Source organism: Desulfovibrio gilichinskyi, assembly GCF_900177375.1.
GTDB classification, from domain to species: Bacteria; Desulfobacterota; Desulfovibrionia; order Desulfovibrionales; family Desulfovibrionaceae; genus Maridesulfovibrio; species Maridesulfovibrio gilichinskyi.
This window is the reverse complement of the sequence record NZ_FWZU01000001.1, coordinates 388,480-404,481: the sequence shown is the minus strand read 5'-3', so window position 1 is coordinate 404,481 and position 16,002 is coordinate 388,480. Positions and strand designations below refer to the sequence as shown.

Here is a 16,002-nt window from a genome sequence, read left to right as displayed (position 1 = left end):
CAATTTATTTTGGGATATATTTGTCTAATATTACCGAGAAGTTACCAATAAATGAATTAAGCACCTGCTGCCCGTGCTGGACAGTTTCTCCATCTTTTAAAAGCAGTTCTATACGGATCAAAGCTCCGTCTGTGCGATGTTTTTGAATAGAATCAAGCGCAAGATATGCTTTGTTCAAATATTCATTTGTAATAATTCTACCTCGCTGCTGAAACCAATACAAGGCTAGCAGCCTTGACCCCGGCTTTTCAAGCAATAAACTCCTGACGCGGAACGGCCTTCCGTCTTCCGGGTCAGGTGGAAGATCTTTTGAAGATGACAACCCCCAACCGCCTCCGCCTAAGAGACAACTGACAGGATTATGTGCAGCCCGCTGAGGTTCTTGGAAATTGTAATAAGAGGCCAGAACAAGAATATTTCTACCTGTGATTTTATTTTGGTAAACCCCTGTGAAATAGTCATCTGCCCCTAATGACTCAAGTATTTCATCGCTGAAATACTGTCTTTCACCTGTGTATTTCCCGATATTCATTGGAAAATTATCGAACGACATGCGCTCAGGGATAACTCTTGCAGATAGCAGCGTTCCATTGAACATAAAAATTCCAGCTAAAAAAAGAGCCGTAACCGTAACATGTATTGTCGAGTTCGGTCTATCTTTGCGGTACAAGGAAGAAGCTTGAACCCGTTTTACAGGCTCATCCGAGCCGAAGAGATTCAAAACTAAACTGAGCATTACTAAAAAGGAAATTGAAAGAAGATAAATTATTATTCCGGAAGCTTCGTGAAAAAAGTTATCCGCAGTCTCAACTGATATATTGCGCGCTATGTATCCGACTATCGCAATGCGTAAAGCATTAGTGGCAATAGCAGTCGGAACCGTCGCAGCAAAAACAACAAATCGTTGCCAAGGTTTCTTGTTAAACCAATAACCCATAAGAATACCCAACAAAATAGTCGGGAAAACATAGCGAAGTCCACTGCAGGCGTCTACTACGTGGAGCTTTATCATACCTAAATCTATTACGTTGCCTTCCCTGTATACCGGAATATCAATAAACTGCATGATTCTTACTGACAGGTCAGAAGAAATGAGCCGCAATTTAAAAGTAAGCATTCTGTTGATAAAAGGCGGTGGCGGGATAAAAAAAGCAAGAACCACTAAAGGGAAAAACAATGCTTTCATTGATTTTAGGCCGAAAATAAAAAGCACCACAGCAACAATAGACAGCCACATTGAAACGAAGACTAACGCATCAACAGAGGCTGCTTTCCCTATCAAGTAAAAAAAAGCAACTGCAAGCAAAGCCCCATAGCCTGATTTTAATGAAGGAATTAAAATCCTAGGAAGCATGTCTCTTCGCTGCCACGCGAGATAAAGAGCCAGCGGAACAACAATCCAGCAATAGGAATAATCATCGTTGTTCCAACGCCTGATGAGGGCTGGAAATGAGTCAAAATAAAGCACAATCCATGCAGCAACGACACTTAAAAAAGCGAGAATAGCAGCCACGAATACTTTACTCCTCGGTTCCGGACCTTGTTATATAAATTTTTAAAGTTCAAAAAATGATGTTTCAAATACCTGAATAACGTATAACAAAAAAAAGTATAATCAGAAACAGTAAATACTTAGAATTTTTACCATCATTCTGAATAAAGTATTTTTGTAATTAAAGAAGAATCACCACCGATTTGCACTTCTGAAACAACTGTTACGCTTGGAACTTTCACTCCAAAACTACGCGAAACCCATCCTGAAGGAATTTCAGAATCTCCACAGACTATTCGCACTGCAGCTGATTCTCCGAAATGCAATTCCAGCTTTACACCATTATTTGAAGCAATAATTCTATGCGGTCCATCAAATACAACTTCACACTTTTCACTGAAATGCCAAAATGTTTCCACAAAATGAGCTTCTTTACAATGTATATGATCCTGAACAACAATTTGCTGACCAGCTTTATTAAGCGATACCACTCTTTCATGCGTCACAGAATCTTTTAACCGCTCATAACCGTTATGTCTGCCGCGAAAAGTCTCAATACCTTGATCAAAATGGATTTCACCTTCCGAACGGGCATGAGTTTTCCATAAAAAATCTCCTCCCTGCTCGCTTTGATCACACCTGTCTATCCGCACTGTATTATGCGCAGCGGTTCCGCGAAAATATTTGCGCCATGCTGGTTTCCCATTATAAACATATGTCCCGGGGTCAATTAAAAATTCGCGGTTTTTGTAGGTCAAATATATGGATAAAGCATCTGCATGTCCGTGCGCAGCAAGAGTTCCATAGCCAAGCGGACCGGAGTAAACAACAATAAAAAGTTCTGACTTTGAAGAAAAGTTGTCACCTAAAATATAATAACCGCCATTTTCAAAACTACGCTTAAGAGGAATATTTTCCGCAGAGATACAAGGTAAAACAGCATTACTGTCCACCCCTGTTAAACACACGGTTTTAAGATCATATTTCCCGGATCGACTTAAAAAATCATCACGTGAAAACAAATACCCAGCAGTTGCAAGGATGGATTCATACGTATCAAATTCAGAATATAATCCGAGACCGGTCACATTTCCATCGTCAGCATCCCCGATCATCGGCAACTGTCCGGTTCCATTCATCATAGACGCAATGAAACTGACCATCTTCTCTATAGTATTGATGTAAGACTCAGAAAATGATTTTTTGTCTGCCAGATAGGAAACCATGAAAAAATCAATAACAAATTGCTGATATGAAATGGCCTGTTCCCTATCAACTCCATCCGAAAAGACCTGATTGTCTGCTTCATGTTCAAGTATTTTTAATGCTCTGGATTTCCACTTTTTACAATTCTTCCAAAACGGCCAAGTTGTGCATGCTGCAAAAACTCCGGCAGCTTCACCTATCAGGTGATTATTGGCTGACGATCCTTTTGAATACCATGCGTCAATGAAATGTATATGCTGAAAAATAGAATCAAGCCATCGCGTGCGGAATTTCTGCCCCTCAACGCCTTCAAACAAAGGAGAATTAATCCCTCCGATATACTGCCATGCAATGCTCCAGTTTATGAGCCTGACTCCTATCTCCAGCGAACTGCTCCAATTTACTCCCAGCATATACGGGCACTGGTCAAGCCATGACTCAACCATCAAATGAACTGATTTAATGTATTTTTCATCACCCGTAACATGCCACGCTCGGGATAAAGGAACTATTTGAAGGAATCTAGAAATTTCCCAAAGATATTTGACGTCGCCGCAAAGTGATTGATTTTTAAAATCTAATTTCTTGCCAAATATAAGTGGACAAGTCACCCCCGTCAGCGGATCAGTGTTCCACTCAGGAGTAATGCAGGGGAATTTTTCATCAAGAGCAAAAAAAGACATCCCTTCATATAAAACCAAATCTGCCGAAGAGATAATGACTTGCTGAACAGACTTCAGCCCATTCATCGGAAGCCAGATTTTACCATCACTATTCAAATCAGTGTAAGGAATTTTAGAAGCCGTCAAGAAGCCTACAGATTCTAAGTACGCTCTGCCTTCATTGCGTAAGCGATATAAAATTTCCATAGGCCCCATAGCCTTAAGCCTGTTTACAAACCAGACAAACTTATCAAATTTCATCTGTACCTGTTGTAAAATAGTAAGCGTTAATAACGAATCTTTTTTTCCGTCTCTTTCTCGACAATATCCTTACTGTAATCATAAATCGGCAATTCAATATACGAAAGGACCGCATAAAAAAGCTGCCCTAGACCAAATCTTGTAATATAACTGTTACTCGCAAAATTCATAAAATTAACCGCGATAAAAAGAGCCAGAAAAACGTATCGTTCTTTATCCTTAAGTTGCCTGATTTTCTTGAGAATACATAACTGCATCCCTAAGTAAATCAACAGCCCTACTATACCCGTCTGCATCATAACTTCAAGAAAGTCATTATGACTGTTCCAAATATCTTCACTGGAAGAACTAACACCGATCCCTTTTCTGTTCCCTTCTCCTACTCCTGCTAATTGGCGGTCCAGTGACAGGTTGGAAAATTCTTCCAGGTTATGCATCCATATGCGAGGCCGACCGGAACCAAACGATTCAGCTTTGGATCGCCCGCTTGCAGAATCAACCATATCAAAGAAAATCGTGTACAGAATCGTTGCGAATATAACCCCTAAAATTGCCAATATACCTGTAAGAACAAGTAATAATTTTTTATTTTTCTTAAAAAGATAATAATAAACAAAAATCATCAATCCTATAAGGGCCGTACGCACATAACTCTTATATAAACAATATGTAGCAAGCGTTCCCAGCACCAGAAAAAACAAAAACAACATTTTTCTTTGACGTAAAGGCTTTATGTCAGGGTCTTTAGAGCAAACCACGGTGTATATGATCATAAGCATAATGACAAAAGCCATACAGTGACCGAAATTGTGAGAGTTGACATACACGCCTAGAAAACGACGCAGACCATTCCAGTATAAAACTCTATCAACACCTTTACCTTGTAAAACAAGAAATGCACTCAAAGAAACCGGAATAAAAAAACCATATATCATTAACAGTATTAGACGAGTATATTGCCTTCGCTCAGTAATAACGTTTTTCATTACTATGTATGTAAAAAAAGGAAGAGTAAATTTGGCTGTATCTTTTATGTTCGATTTATCAATATACAGCACGTATATAAAAAAACACCATATAATAAAAAACATAATAAAAAGATCAACTACAGAGATATTTAATTTTTTTGAAACAACAACACGAAGGATGAAAGCTCCTATGAGAATAAATGTCGCAAAAACGGCAAAAAATTCGGTTATATTCAAACCGAAAATCAGCCAACCGACATCGATAAACATTATGGGGCGGAAAAAGAAGAAGAGTGACAATAAAAAAGTCATAAATTCCTGCCAAGCTTTATCAAAATTACTGTAAGAGCAAAGATATCGTCTACCGGATCTAACAGAAACAGTGCACGGACTTCAGCAGAAGCTGTTTACTCCATACACCTACATTAAAAGGCATTAACACTCCAGCGGCTTATTCTATCTAAACAGCAGCATTTCTTAAACCAATTGTAACCCGTCGGTAACAAAATAATATATTATAGATGTAATGTCCTCTCATCCCGCGCGAGGGATAAGATTGCAAAGGTACTTAAAGTTTATATTTGAGACATTGATATATATAATGGAGCTTATGTTACCATGTTACAGCTTATCAAAAAAAAATCTAACTCGACAAACTTTCCATCAACCAAAAAAACGAGCTTCATTGATGGCCCGGGAATTGGAAGTTTAATTCAAAATGTATGCAGGCTTAATATTTTATACTTCGCAATTCAAGACTTTCCTATCTTAACTGAAATGTATGGAACGGAATGGGCTGAGAATCTTGAAATCCAAATCCGGACTGAAATTGAAAACGAAGGCTATAACCATTTACAACATGATGAGTTTCATATTTTTTCGTTCAACTCCGGAGAATTCTTTTTACTTGATCCAACTGAATGCAAAGCAGAGCTGTCCCTTGAAGAATTAGCTTATCAATTCAAGGTAAACATCGAAAACAAAGTAAAAAGTGAACAGATCGGGCGGACAGGGAATACTATCACCATAAACAGTGGACATTCTTTTTTTCATGCAGCCCATACTGATAATAAATCATGGTCCGATTTTCTATCGGCAATAGGTGAAGCCAGACTTGAGGCACAAAACTGTACAGACATTTCAAATATGGAATTAAGTAAAGAATTTTGTGAAATTATTTCTCTAGGCAAAGTTAGCAGCCATTATCAACCGATAATAAACTTGGCTGACAAAAAAATTCATGCGTGGGAAGCCCTTGCAAGAGGACCTTTAAACTCGCCCTTCCGCTCTCCTTTGACCTTGTTTGATATGGCTGAAAAACTCGGCAAACTCTTCCAGTTGGAAAAAATATGTCGAGAAGCCGCAATAAGCTCTTTCGGTACAATAAATCCTCAACAAAAACTATTCCTGAACATTCATCCCCGTACAATTGTCGACCCGAATTTTTCATCCGGTGAAACCAGAATTCTGCTTGATCGCTGGAATCTCAAGCCTGAAAATATAGTTTTTGAAATAACAGAACGACATAGTGTCAAAGATTTTAAAACATTTCGTAAAACGCTTGAGCACTACAGAAACCAAGGTTACATGGTCGCAATTGACGATGCGGGAACAGGATATTCCGGCCTTTCCTCCATTGCGGAGATCAAGCCTGATTATATCAAACTGGATCAGTCATTTGTTAATAACATTGAAACAAGCATGGTAAATCGCGCTATTGTAGAAACTTTTACAGATTTTGCTGAGAAAATCGGCGGCAAGTTAATTGTTGAAGGGATCGAAACACAATCTCAGGCAGTAGCGATGATAGACATGGGCGTTCACATGGGGCAGGGGTACTTCTTTGCGAAACCGGCAAAAATAAAACCGGAATTAACGATTGAAGCTCTTAACATCAAAAAATCTCCAGACTTAAAAATTGACCATAATATCTGCGGAACACCTGTAAAAAATCTGGCCATACCTGTTGATTCCGTTGAACTCGATACTCCTGTACCGGTCGTTCAAGGCTTTTTTGAGCAAGGCAGATCAATCAGCAGCGTTATTGTTGTAAAAAACAGTATCCCATGCGGATTGATCATGGAATATAATCTGAACAAACACCTTTCCGGGAAATTCGGAGTTGCACTTTATTGCAACAAACCGATTACCTCGGTCATGGATGATTCTCCGCTTTCAGTTGATTTAGAGACCCCCGTAGAAAACGTTTCAAAGCTGGCAATGGCGAGAGAAAGAAAGAAGGCATATGATGATATCATCGTAACGAAAAATGATAAATTATACGGGATTGTTTCCGTCCAGAGACTCTTGGATAACCTTGCTCATGCTCAGGTTGAAATGGCAAAAGGAACTAATCCGCTGACAGGTTTGCCCGGTAATCTCGGAATTGAAAGAGAAATTGAACGCCGCATGAAAGAAGGCAAACAATACAGTATAATTTATGCGGACCTAGACAATTTCAAAGTTTATAATGATACATACGGTTTTAAAAGCGGTGACAAAATAATTCTACTCATCAGCCGTGTAATTACCTGGGCTACAGCAAAACATGGATCAGATACGGATTTTATCGGTCATATCGGCGGTGACGACTTTGTTCAGATAATCTCACCGGAAAAAGCTGAAAGAATCTGTCTTGCTATTACCCGCTGCTTCAAAAGATTAGTTAAGACCAGCTACAATGCAAAAGACAGAACCAACGGCTGGATGGAAGGAAAAGGACGCGACGGAACCGTTTCAACATTCCCTCTGGTCTCTGTTTCGCTGGCGATTCTAGACTGCACTCCCGAACAATCACTTTTTGAAATAGGCGAACAAGCCGCATCACTCAAAAAATGGGCAAAATCCATCGAAGGAAATTGCTGGGTGCGCGAAAGACGCAAAATATAAGAGTGAATAAATCCCTGAACTTCAGCTGCTACAATAAATTTTCATCAAAGATCTGCTTGATCCGGTAACGCAGATTGGTGAATCTTTTCCCTGCGGTAATATTATTTAAACCGATGTGAAAAGCTCTTTTACTACCGACCAGCACTGCTAAAGTCCGTGCTCGCGTAAGTGCTGTATAAAGAAGATTGCGTTGCAACAAAAGGTAATGCTGTGAAACAATCGGCATAACTATGGCAGGATATTCACTGCCCTGAGATTTATGCACACTTACAGCGTACGCAAGAGACAGCTCATCAAGATCTGACATCTCATAATGAACGATGTTTCCGTCAAATTCAGCTGTAAGCTCGTTTGCATCGGTATCAATATACATTACCCGCCCTAGATCACCGTTAAAAACCTCTTTTTCATAATTATTTCGCAGTTGCAGAATTCGATCGCCGACTCTGTATTCAACAAATCCCCTTTTAAGAGATTTGCCTTTTGAAGGATTAAGTCGTTCCTGCAGCAACGCATTGAGTTTCTGAGTGCCGACATCCCCTTTATGCATAGGTGTAAGCACCTGAATATCTGTCATCGGGTCAAGATCATATCTCTCCGGAATCCTTTCGCAAACTGTCTGCGCTATCATTTCCTGCACTTTCAGCGGAGACTCCTGCGGAATCCAGAAAAAATCAGCTTCTGGCGCATCTGCCGGATGGTCCAGAGGAAATAATCCATCATTTATTCTATGCGCATTTACAACAATATAGCTTTCTTGCGCCTGCCTGAAAATATGACTTAGAACTGCGCTCGGAACTTCTCCGCTTTGCAGTAAATCGGAGAGGACATTACCGGGCCCAACTGAAGGGAGCTGATTAACGTCACCTACAAAGATAACCCTGCATGTCAAGGGAACAGCCCTAAGTACTGAAAGACACAGCTGTGAATCCAGCATAGAAGCTTCATCAACAACTAAAACATCAGCCTTCAGCTTCTGATCTTCATTGTAATAAAAACCGCCGTTATCCGGGGTATATTGCAACATTCTGTGAATAGTGGATGCAGAACGTCCTGTCGCTTCCGAAAGTCTCTTTGCGGCTCGACCGGTGGGTGCTGCAAGCTTAACTTTAAGACCCAGTTCACTAAGAGTCAGTACAACAGCGCGGGTTATTGTAGTCTTACCTGTCCCCGGTCCGCCGGTAATAATAAAAAATTTGTTCACGCAGGCATCAAAGACAGCTTCCCGTTGTTCTGCGGAAAGAGTGAACCCCAGTTCCTTTTCAACTTCCGGCAAAGCTTTTTCAACTTTTTCTTTGCTGACAGGTGACGGATGGCTGACAAGCCCGTGCAACCGTTTACATATTTCGCTTTCAAATCTGTAAAAGTGCATCAGAAAAACAGCCTGATCAATATCCTGCTCAGGAAGGTTTTCTACTCTGATCCGTTTCCTATCTTCAAGAGCACTGATTCCGTACGCAATCAGAGACGGATCTACTCCGCCTAGCATTTTGGAAACATCTTCCTCCAGCTTCTCACGCGGACTGAACATATGACCGCCCCGTTCACTGACGGAAAAAAGGGAATAAATGATTGCAGCTTCGATTCGCTGCGGAGAATCTTCTGCAAAGCCGAGTTTAAGGGCCATGGTATCGGCAGTTTTAAAACCAATACCGCGAATATCGTAAGCCAGTTCGTACGGATTTTCGCTGATTCGTTTGACTGATTGTGCGCCGTAAAGATTAAATATCCGCGTGGCATATGTCGGAGGAACTTCATGTGTATGAAGAAAAATAATCAGATTTTTTATTTCGCGCTGCGATTGCCATGACTCGACAATCCCATCAAGTTTCTTTTGGGAAATGCCTTTTATCTTCAAAAGTTTTTCAGGTTCTTCATCAAGAATATCAAGAACTCCAACTCCGAATTCGCTTACCATTTCAGTTGCAATGGCTTCCCCTATACCTTTAAGGGATGAAGACTTAAGGAATCTGATCACACCGGCTTCAGTCGCCGGACGAATGCGTTCATAAATGTCCGCTTCAAACTGACGTCCGAATTTAGCATGCTGTTTCCAATGCCCCTGAAATTCTGCGGAATCTCCGGGCGTAAGTTGTCCTAAACAGCCAACAACAGTAATCTGTGAAGGCTCATCTTTTGAAGAAATACGTGCTACAACATAACCGTTCTCTTCATTGTGATAGACAACTGTTCGCACTTCACCAATCAGAGTGTCCGACATCAGATTTCCTTATCAAAGTTATTCTTATAAAAAATTTTCATATTAAATTGATGCAGGTCACCTGATATTCTCAGGATGAAGAGTATCGAAACTGTTAATTCAGCAGTCAAGAAAATTAACTATCTATAATTTCTGACGATATTCAAGAGACTGCCGAAGAGTCTCTTTATCTGTGTGTTTCACTTCGGTACCAATAGGAATTCCCTGAGCAAGACGGCTCAGTTCTACCTGAGGAAAACGATTTTGAACCATATTTTTAATGTATGAAGCCGTTCCTTCAGCTTCCACCGTCGCACCGAGGGCTAGAATAAGCTCTTTTACTTCGCCTTTAGCAAGGCGTGCTTCAAGCTTATTAAACTCTAAATGCTGGGGAGAAATACCATCAAGTGGTGACAATAGTCCGCCGAGAACTAAATAGTACCCCCGGTAGAGTCCCATTTCTTCAATCGACAGCAGTGAATCCCATTCGGAAACTAAGCAAAGCTTATCACTTTCCCTACCTGGATCAGAACAAATGTGACAGGGACATGTTTCAGTAATACTTGCACATTGTTCGCATATGCAAAGCTTATCGCGTAGCTCAATTATACTCTGCCCGATTGCGGAAACCTTTTCCTTAGGCATTTTGAGCATAGTAAGGGCAATACGCAATGCTGATTTTGGACCGAGACCAGGAAGTTTGGCCAACTCTTGAGCCACAACCCGCAAAGGGGCCGGCAAATTATCCACAGGAACCTCTATATATCGTTATACATCAGTGGCATTAAAAACTTTTTGAAAAGGCCAGAGAGAAACTTTTAAAAATTTCTCTCTGACCGAAAAAGAAATCAAATTTTATTAAAACATACCCGGAATATTCATGCCGCCGGTGATCTTCGACATTTCTGTTTCCATCATGGCTTTAGCTTTTTTATTAGCATCGTTGACTGCGGATAAAACAAGATCCTGAATCATTTCTACATCACCTGATTCAACAACAGCAGGATCGATGGTAATAGCCAGAACTTCAGAAGAACCGTTAACTTTAACGGTTACCATTCCGCCGCCGGCAGAACTTTCAACTTCGCGGTCTTTAAGTTCTTCCTGAAGCTGAGTCATTTTACGCTGCATTATCTGAGCCTGACGCATTAAGTCATTCATACCTTTCATTATATTTCTCCTTATGAAATGAGATTTAATTTAAAACACTGCGCAGAGATTTAGACATCCCTGCGTGGTTCAACTGAAATAATTGATGCGCTAAACGCATCCACCACACGTATAACATCCGGATGTTCTTCAACTTCAGCGCGGAGTTGCTGTCTGCTTTTACGAACGCCCTTGCTGCTAACTACAATTTCAACTTCCGTAATCTCTCCATAATATTCAGCAGCCAGCTTACCGACAACAGCCTTACATTCACGGGAGCCCACTTGACTCTGATGAAACGGATTCGCACAGGTGAGCACAAGCTTGCCGTCAGCAACCTTCCCTTTACAATTAGAAAGCCCCGCAACGGTTCCGTTTACACCGCTTTCGCTCACGTACTTTAGAAATCCTTCAAAGTCACGCGGACCGTTTACAGCAGAAAAAGATGCAGATTCTGTCTCAAGATGAGGATCATAGACTGCTTCTGGCTGAGCTTCATATTCGGATTCATAAAAATCGTTAGTATCAGTCTTAGTATTTTGGAGATGAACATCGTCAGGAACAGATGAATCTTCCGATCCCGCTTCGCTTGAGCTGCTATGTCCTGCAGGGCTTCCAGACTCGCTGCGGCCCATAGGACGACCAGAAGCAGGAATATTGCTACTTTGCGACGCGGCTCTTCCCTGCATGCCATTATTATTATGGACAGACGGGCCACCCTGTAAAGACCCCTGAGATTGTCTGGGCGGAACTGATTTCGTCTGCTGTTGCGAAGAATTCTGCGGAGAGTTTTCCCACGGAGGTGTTTCACCCGAGCCGGACCCGGTGCGCACAGCCGTGTCTGCTGCTGGTGTTGAAGCCGAACTGGGAACTTGTGGTGCCTGACTTTGTATCGGATTTGAAGGTTGATTTGATACTGGAGCTGCCGAAAACAAAGCCCCAGCTCGTTCAACAGAAATAAGATCAGACAAACTCGCCATGTTGAGCAATAAAAGTTCAAGAGCCATTGCAGGTTCTAAACTGTTCATAACCTTACGCTGACCGTCAACGGTCATCTGCCAGCAGGCATGTACAAAAGAACGATCAAATGTCGTTGCCCAATACATAAATTCTTTTGCTTCCTCAGAAGAAAGATCAAGCAGCGGAATAGCTCTTTCACCGGACTGCCCGAGCAAAAACATATTTCGCCAGCAAGAACCCAGCTCACGGATGAAAAAGCCTAAATCCAGTCCACGATCAAGCACCTGCTTAACAACTTCGCCGACTGAAACAAGGTCATGTGAATGAATAGCCTGCATAAGCGAGAAAAAGACATCGCGTCCGGCAAGTCCAAGGATTGAACGGACATCCGATTCCAGCAGTTTTTCACTGCCGAGAGCTAGTACCTGCCCAAGCAGGGACATGGAATCACGGACACTGCCGGCCCCTCTTTTGGCTATGAGGTCAACCGCTCCGCTTTCAAATTCAATCTTTTCCTGCTGTAAAATCTTTGCTAGATGCGCTGTAAGCTCAGAGCTTGAAAGCATCTTAAAAGCATAATGCTGACAGCGGCTTATGATGGTTGCTGGAAACTTATGAGTCTCCGTTGTTGCCATGATAAACGTCGCGTGAGCCGGAGGCTCTTCCAAAGTTTTAAGAAGCGCATTGAATGCCTGAGTTGTCAGCATATGCGCTTCATCTATGATGAAAACTTTATACCGGAACTCAATCGGAGCATAACCGATATCTTCTTTAAGACGTCTGGCATCATCTACTTTACCATGGGAGGCAGCATCGATTTCAACAACATCAACACCTATGCCGGCGGTGATCTGACGGCAGTTTTCGCATACGTTGCAAGGCTCTGCTGTCGGTCCGTTGACACAGTTAAGTGCCTTGGCGAAAATTCTGGCAATAGTAGTCTTGCCGACCCCGCGCGTTCCGCTGAAAAGATAGGCAGGGGCAATCTTATCCTGCGCGGCAGCGCGGGAAAGAATAGTTTTGACTGCGTGCTGCCCTGCAACCTCCGCAAAGGTTTGAGGGCGATATTTTGCTGTCAGATTAGATGTACTCATTATGCAGGCAAGTCCGTATGTGGTCCCCATATATTATCAGATGTCCGGAGCTTGGAACCGACAGCTCCGGACATCAAAAAGACCCTAAATCTCGTAGTAATCAAGCCAGCCGGAATACTTTTCGTTTCCACCTTTGACTACATTAAAATAATCTTTTTGAAGCTTTTTAGTCACGAGGCCGCATTTGCCTTCGCCTATTATTCTATTATCCACTTCACGAATAGGTGTCACTTCCGCAGCTGTGCCGCAGAAGAAAGCTTCATCTGCAATATATAACTCGTCACGTGTGAATAGCTGTTCAACTACCTCATAACCGAGATCGCGGGCAACCTTCATCAGACTTGCACGGGTTATGCCGGGGAGAACAGATGTGAGCGGTGTTGTTTTAATAATATTATCTTTAACAATAAAAATATTTTCACCTGTAGCTTCGGAAACAAAGCCCTGAGTATCAAGCATAAGAGCTTCATCATACCCGTCAGTGACAGCTTCTACCTTGGCTAAAATAGAATTCACGTAGTTACCGCAGGCTTTCGCCTTGGTCATCATTGCATTTACATGGTGTCTATTAAATGAAGATGTTTTTACCCTGATTCCCTTTTCAAGAGCTTCTTCCCCTAGATAAGCACCCCACGGCCAAGTTGCAATAGCAACTCTAATAGGATTCGAACCGGGATGTACTCCCATGACGCCATCTCCGATAAAGACCAAAGGACGGATGTATCCTTCCTTAAGGCCGTTTACTTTCAAAGTCTCAATAATGGCGTCAACAATTTCATCTATGGTAAAAGGGATTTTAATACCGATAATTTTAGCAGAGTCAAAAAGTCTTACGACATGATCTTTTAATCTGAATACTGCGGATTTTCCATCAACGCAACAATATGCCCTGATGCCTTCAAAAACGCCTGCACCGTAATGCAAAGTATGAGTCAGCACATGTACCTGGGCATCATCCCAGTTGACAAGTTTACCATCAAACCAGATTTTCTCAGCTTTCTGTACCATATATCCCCCTCTTTTTTTTCTTCATTATGCTTCCCGACTATAAACCTTAACTCCCTGGAAGAAATAATTAATCACTTTAGGAGTAGCGGGAAGAATGAAGCTAAAAAAAAGAGGGTCCAAGGTCAAGGAGGATAAATCAATTAGTTGATTATGCGAACATATAACTTAATTGCATTTCCCCCCTTAAAAGAAAATCTGGAAATAAAGTTTAAACACTTAGTATTGAATTTTCACCATCACCGTAAGGGGTGGATTCAAAACCATCTGCTTCTGAATCATTAAACCAGATGTTCTCTCCCGCTAAGTAACGGAATTTATAATCACGCCCTACTTCCAAATCGACGGTAACAGCATAATTCCCGCTCTTAAGTTTCTTCATCGGTATTGAGCTTATATCCCAATCGTTGAAATCACCGACCAGATATATAGTCTCACCGTTTTCAATCTGAGTTTTAGGAACTTCAAAGCGGACCTTGCATACAGGCTTACTTTTCAAGAACTTTTTTGAGATAGCCACAGAAACCTCCCTGGATTTACCCAGACGCCAGTTAAAGTTAATAGTGTTAAAAATCATTTTTAAACTTAATAATAATTATAGTTTAATTAATCCTGATTTTTTTTCTATGTCAACACTCATAAAATAAAATTCATGTAAATATCACATTTTCCAACAGTCAAAAGTTCAGCAATAATAGAGATTAACACACAAATATTCGTCCACTTTTACTTTTTACGAAAAATATGCTCTTGATTTTTTGATAAAATCAACATTTAGTATGTTATCATTCCAATAAAAACCGGCACATATTAGCTTTGACAGCAGTAAGTGGCACGGTTACAAATACTTTTCGGGTTTTATATATCATTTTTAGGAGTAATGACCATGGATAAATTTCCAAGAGTTCACAGGCTGCCCCCTTACGTATTTGCCAAAGTGAACGAACTGAAGATGCAACTCCGCCACCAAGGCGAAGATATTATTGATCTGGGTATGGGTAACCCGGACCTTCCTACTCCCCAGCATATTGTCGACAAATTGGTTGAGGCGGCGCAGAAGCCTGTCAACCATAGATATAGCGCGTCAAAGGGAATTAAGGGTCTTCGCAATGAAATGGGCAAGTGGTACAAAAGAAGATACGATGTTGATCTTGATGTCGATCAGGAAATCGTAGTTACCATGGGCGCCAAAGAAGGGCTGGCGCATTTAGCACTGGTCATGCTTTCCCCTGGTGATGTCGTTTTCGCCCCGGACCCGTCATACCCGATTCATCCTTACGCCAGTATTATTGCAGGTGCGGATGTAAGAACAGTGCCTATGGCTCATGACAGGGACTTCTTTGAAGACCTTGAACTGGCAATGCGTCAGACTTGGCCTAAACCTAAAGTATTGATCATCAATTTCCCGCACAACCCTACAGGTATAACGGCAGAAATTCCTTTCTTTGAAAAGATCGTTGATTTTGCAAAAGAAAATGATCTGCTGGTTATACATGACTTGGCATATGCGGACTTTACTTTTGACGGATATAAAGCTCCAAGCTTTCTACAGGCACGCGGAGCAAAAGATATCGGCGTTGAATTTTTCTCATTATCTAAAAGCTACTCAATGCCAGGTTGGCGCGTAGGATTCTGCTGCGGTAACAGAGAAATGGTACAGGCTTTAACACGCATAAAAAGTTATCTGGATTACGGTCTTTTCCAGCCTATTCAAATTGCAGCATGCGCCGCGCTCAGCGGACCGCAGGAATGCGTTCGTGAAATGATGGATATCTATCAAGATCGCCGCGATGCTCTTTGTGAAGGTATGCAGCGCATCGGCTGGGACGTGACTCCCCCGAAAGCTACACAGTTCATTTGGGCTAAAATTCCTGAACAGTTCAGACATTTAGGCTCAGTTGAATTTTCAAAACTACTTCTGCGTGAATGTAAAGTTGCTGTGGCTCCCGGCCTTGGTTTCGGAAGTTATGGTGATGATCATGTGCGTATGGCCTTAGTAGAAAACAGACAGAGAATTAATCAGGCTATTCGCGGCATGAAAGATTTGTTCGGCTGTTCTTCCTAACTAAATAATTATTCAAAATATTTCCGGTTATTTTAATGAATAGCCGGAAAT

11 protein-coding genes are annotated in these 16,002 nt (G+C 41.4%); 2 read left to right on the top strand and 9 right to left on the bottom strand.

Going from position 1 to position 16,002, the window contains the following annotated elements; all coding sequences use genetic code 11:
* Positions 1–4: 4 nt before the first annotated feature.
* The 3 genes from xrtD to B9N78_RS01885 form a co-directional block, all read right to left on the bottom strand.
* Positions 5–1,513 carry a VPLPA-CTERM-specific exosortase XrtD gene (xrtD, locus tag B9N78_RS01895; RefSeq protein ID WP_085097512.1) on the bottom strand — a complete coding sequence of 503 codons (1,509 nt, stop codon included), beginning with the start codon at positions 1,511–1,513 and terminating at the stop codon, positions 5–7.
* 134 nt (positions 1,514–1,647) lie between these two features.
* Positions 1,648–3,621: an alginate lyase family protein gene (locus B9N78_RS01890; protein WP_085097509.1), complete on the bottom strand. Its 1,974-nt coding sequence runs from the start codon at positions 3,619–3,621 to the stop codon at positions 1,648–1,650.
* A 26-nt stretch (positions 3,622–3,647) separates the two neighbouring features.
* Positions 3,648–4,901 carry an O-antigen ligase family protein gene (locus tag B9N78_RS01885; protein ID WP_085097506.1) on the bottom strand — a complete coding sequence of 418 codons (1,254 nt, stop codon included), beginning with the start codon at positions 4,899–4,901 and terminating at the stop codon, positions 3,648–3,650.
* A 306-nt stretch (positions 4,902–5,207) separates the two neighbouring features.
* Between B9N78_RS01885 and B9N78_RS01880 the strand changes: the two genes are divergently transcribed.
* Complete coding sequence (locus B9N78_RS01880) at positions 5,208–7,478, top strand: GGDEF domain-containing protein (protein WP_085097503.1); 2,271 nt, start codon at positions 5,208–5,210, stop codon at positions 7,476–7,478.
* Between the two features lie 28 nt (positions 7,479–7,506).
* Here the strand turns inward: B9N78_RS01880 and recD2 are convergent, their stop codons facing one another.
* The 6 genes from recD2 to B9N78_RS01850 all read right to left on the bottom strand — a co-directional run bounded on the left by recD2 (position 7,507) and on the right by B9N78_RS01850 (position 14,406).
* Complete coding sequence (gene recD2, locus B9N78_RS01875; RefSeq protein WP_085097500.1) at positions 7,507–9,699, bottom strand: SF1B family DNA helicase RecD2; 2,193 nt, start codon at positions 9,697–9,699, stop codon at positions 7,507–7,509.
* Positions 9,700–9,822: 123 nt separating this feature from the next.
* Positions 9,823–10,428 carry a recombination mediator RecR gene (gene recR / locus B9N78_RS01870; protein ID WP_085097497.1) on the bottom strand — a complete coding sequence of 202 codons (606 nt, stop codon included), beginning with the start codon at positions 10,426–10,428 and terminating at the stop codon, positions 9,823–9,825.
* A 108-nt stretch (positions 10,429–10,536) separates the two neighbouring features.
* Positions 10,537–10,848 carry a YbaB/EbfC family nucleoid-associated protein gene (locus tag B9N78_RS01865; protein WP_212637005.1) on the bottom strand — a complete coding sequence of 104 codons (312 nt, stop codon included), beginning with the start codon at positions 10,846–10,848 and terminating at the stop codon, positions 10,537–10,539.
* Between the two features lie 50 nt (positions 10,849–10,898).
* Positions 10,899–12,881: a DNA polymerase III subunit gamma/tau gene (gene dnaX / locus B9N78_RS01860; RefSeq protein WP_085099237.1), complete on the bottom strand. Its 1,983-nt coding sequence runs from the start codon at positions 12,879–12,881 to the stop codon at positions 10,899–10,901.
* A gap of 84 nt (positions 12,882–12,965) precedes the next feature.
* On the bottom strand, positions 12,966–13,889 hold the full coding sequence (locus B9N78_RS01855) for a branched-chain amino acid transaminase (protein ID WP_085097492.1): 924 nt from the start codon (positions 13,887–13,889) through the stop codon (positions 12,966–12,968).
* 208 nt (positions 13,890–14,097) lie between these two features.
* On the bottom strand, positions 14,098–14,406 hold the full coding sequence (locus tag B9N78_RS01850; protein WP_085099234.1) for an isoamylase early set domain-containing protein: 309 nt from the start codon (positions 14,404–14,406) through the stop codon (positions 14,098–14,100).
* Between the two features lie 366 nt (positions 14,407–14,772).
* On the opposite strand from B9N78_RS01850, the gene B9N78_RS01845 reads away from it, so the two are divergent.
* Entirely contained in the window at positions 14,773–15,951 is a 1,179-nt protein-coding gene (locus tag B9N78_RS01845; RefSeq protein WP_085097489.1) for an aminotransferase class I/II-fold pyridoxal phosphate-dependent enzyme, read from the top strand.
* Positions 15,952–16,002: the final 51 nt, after the last annotated feature.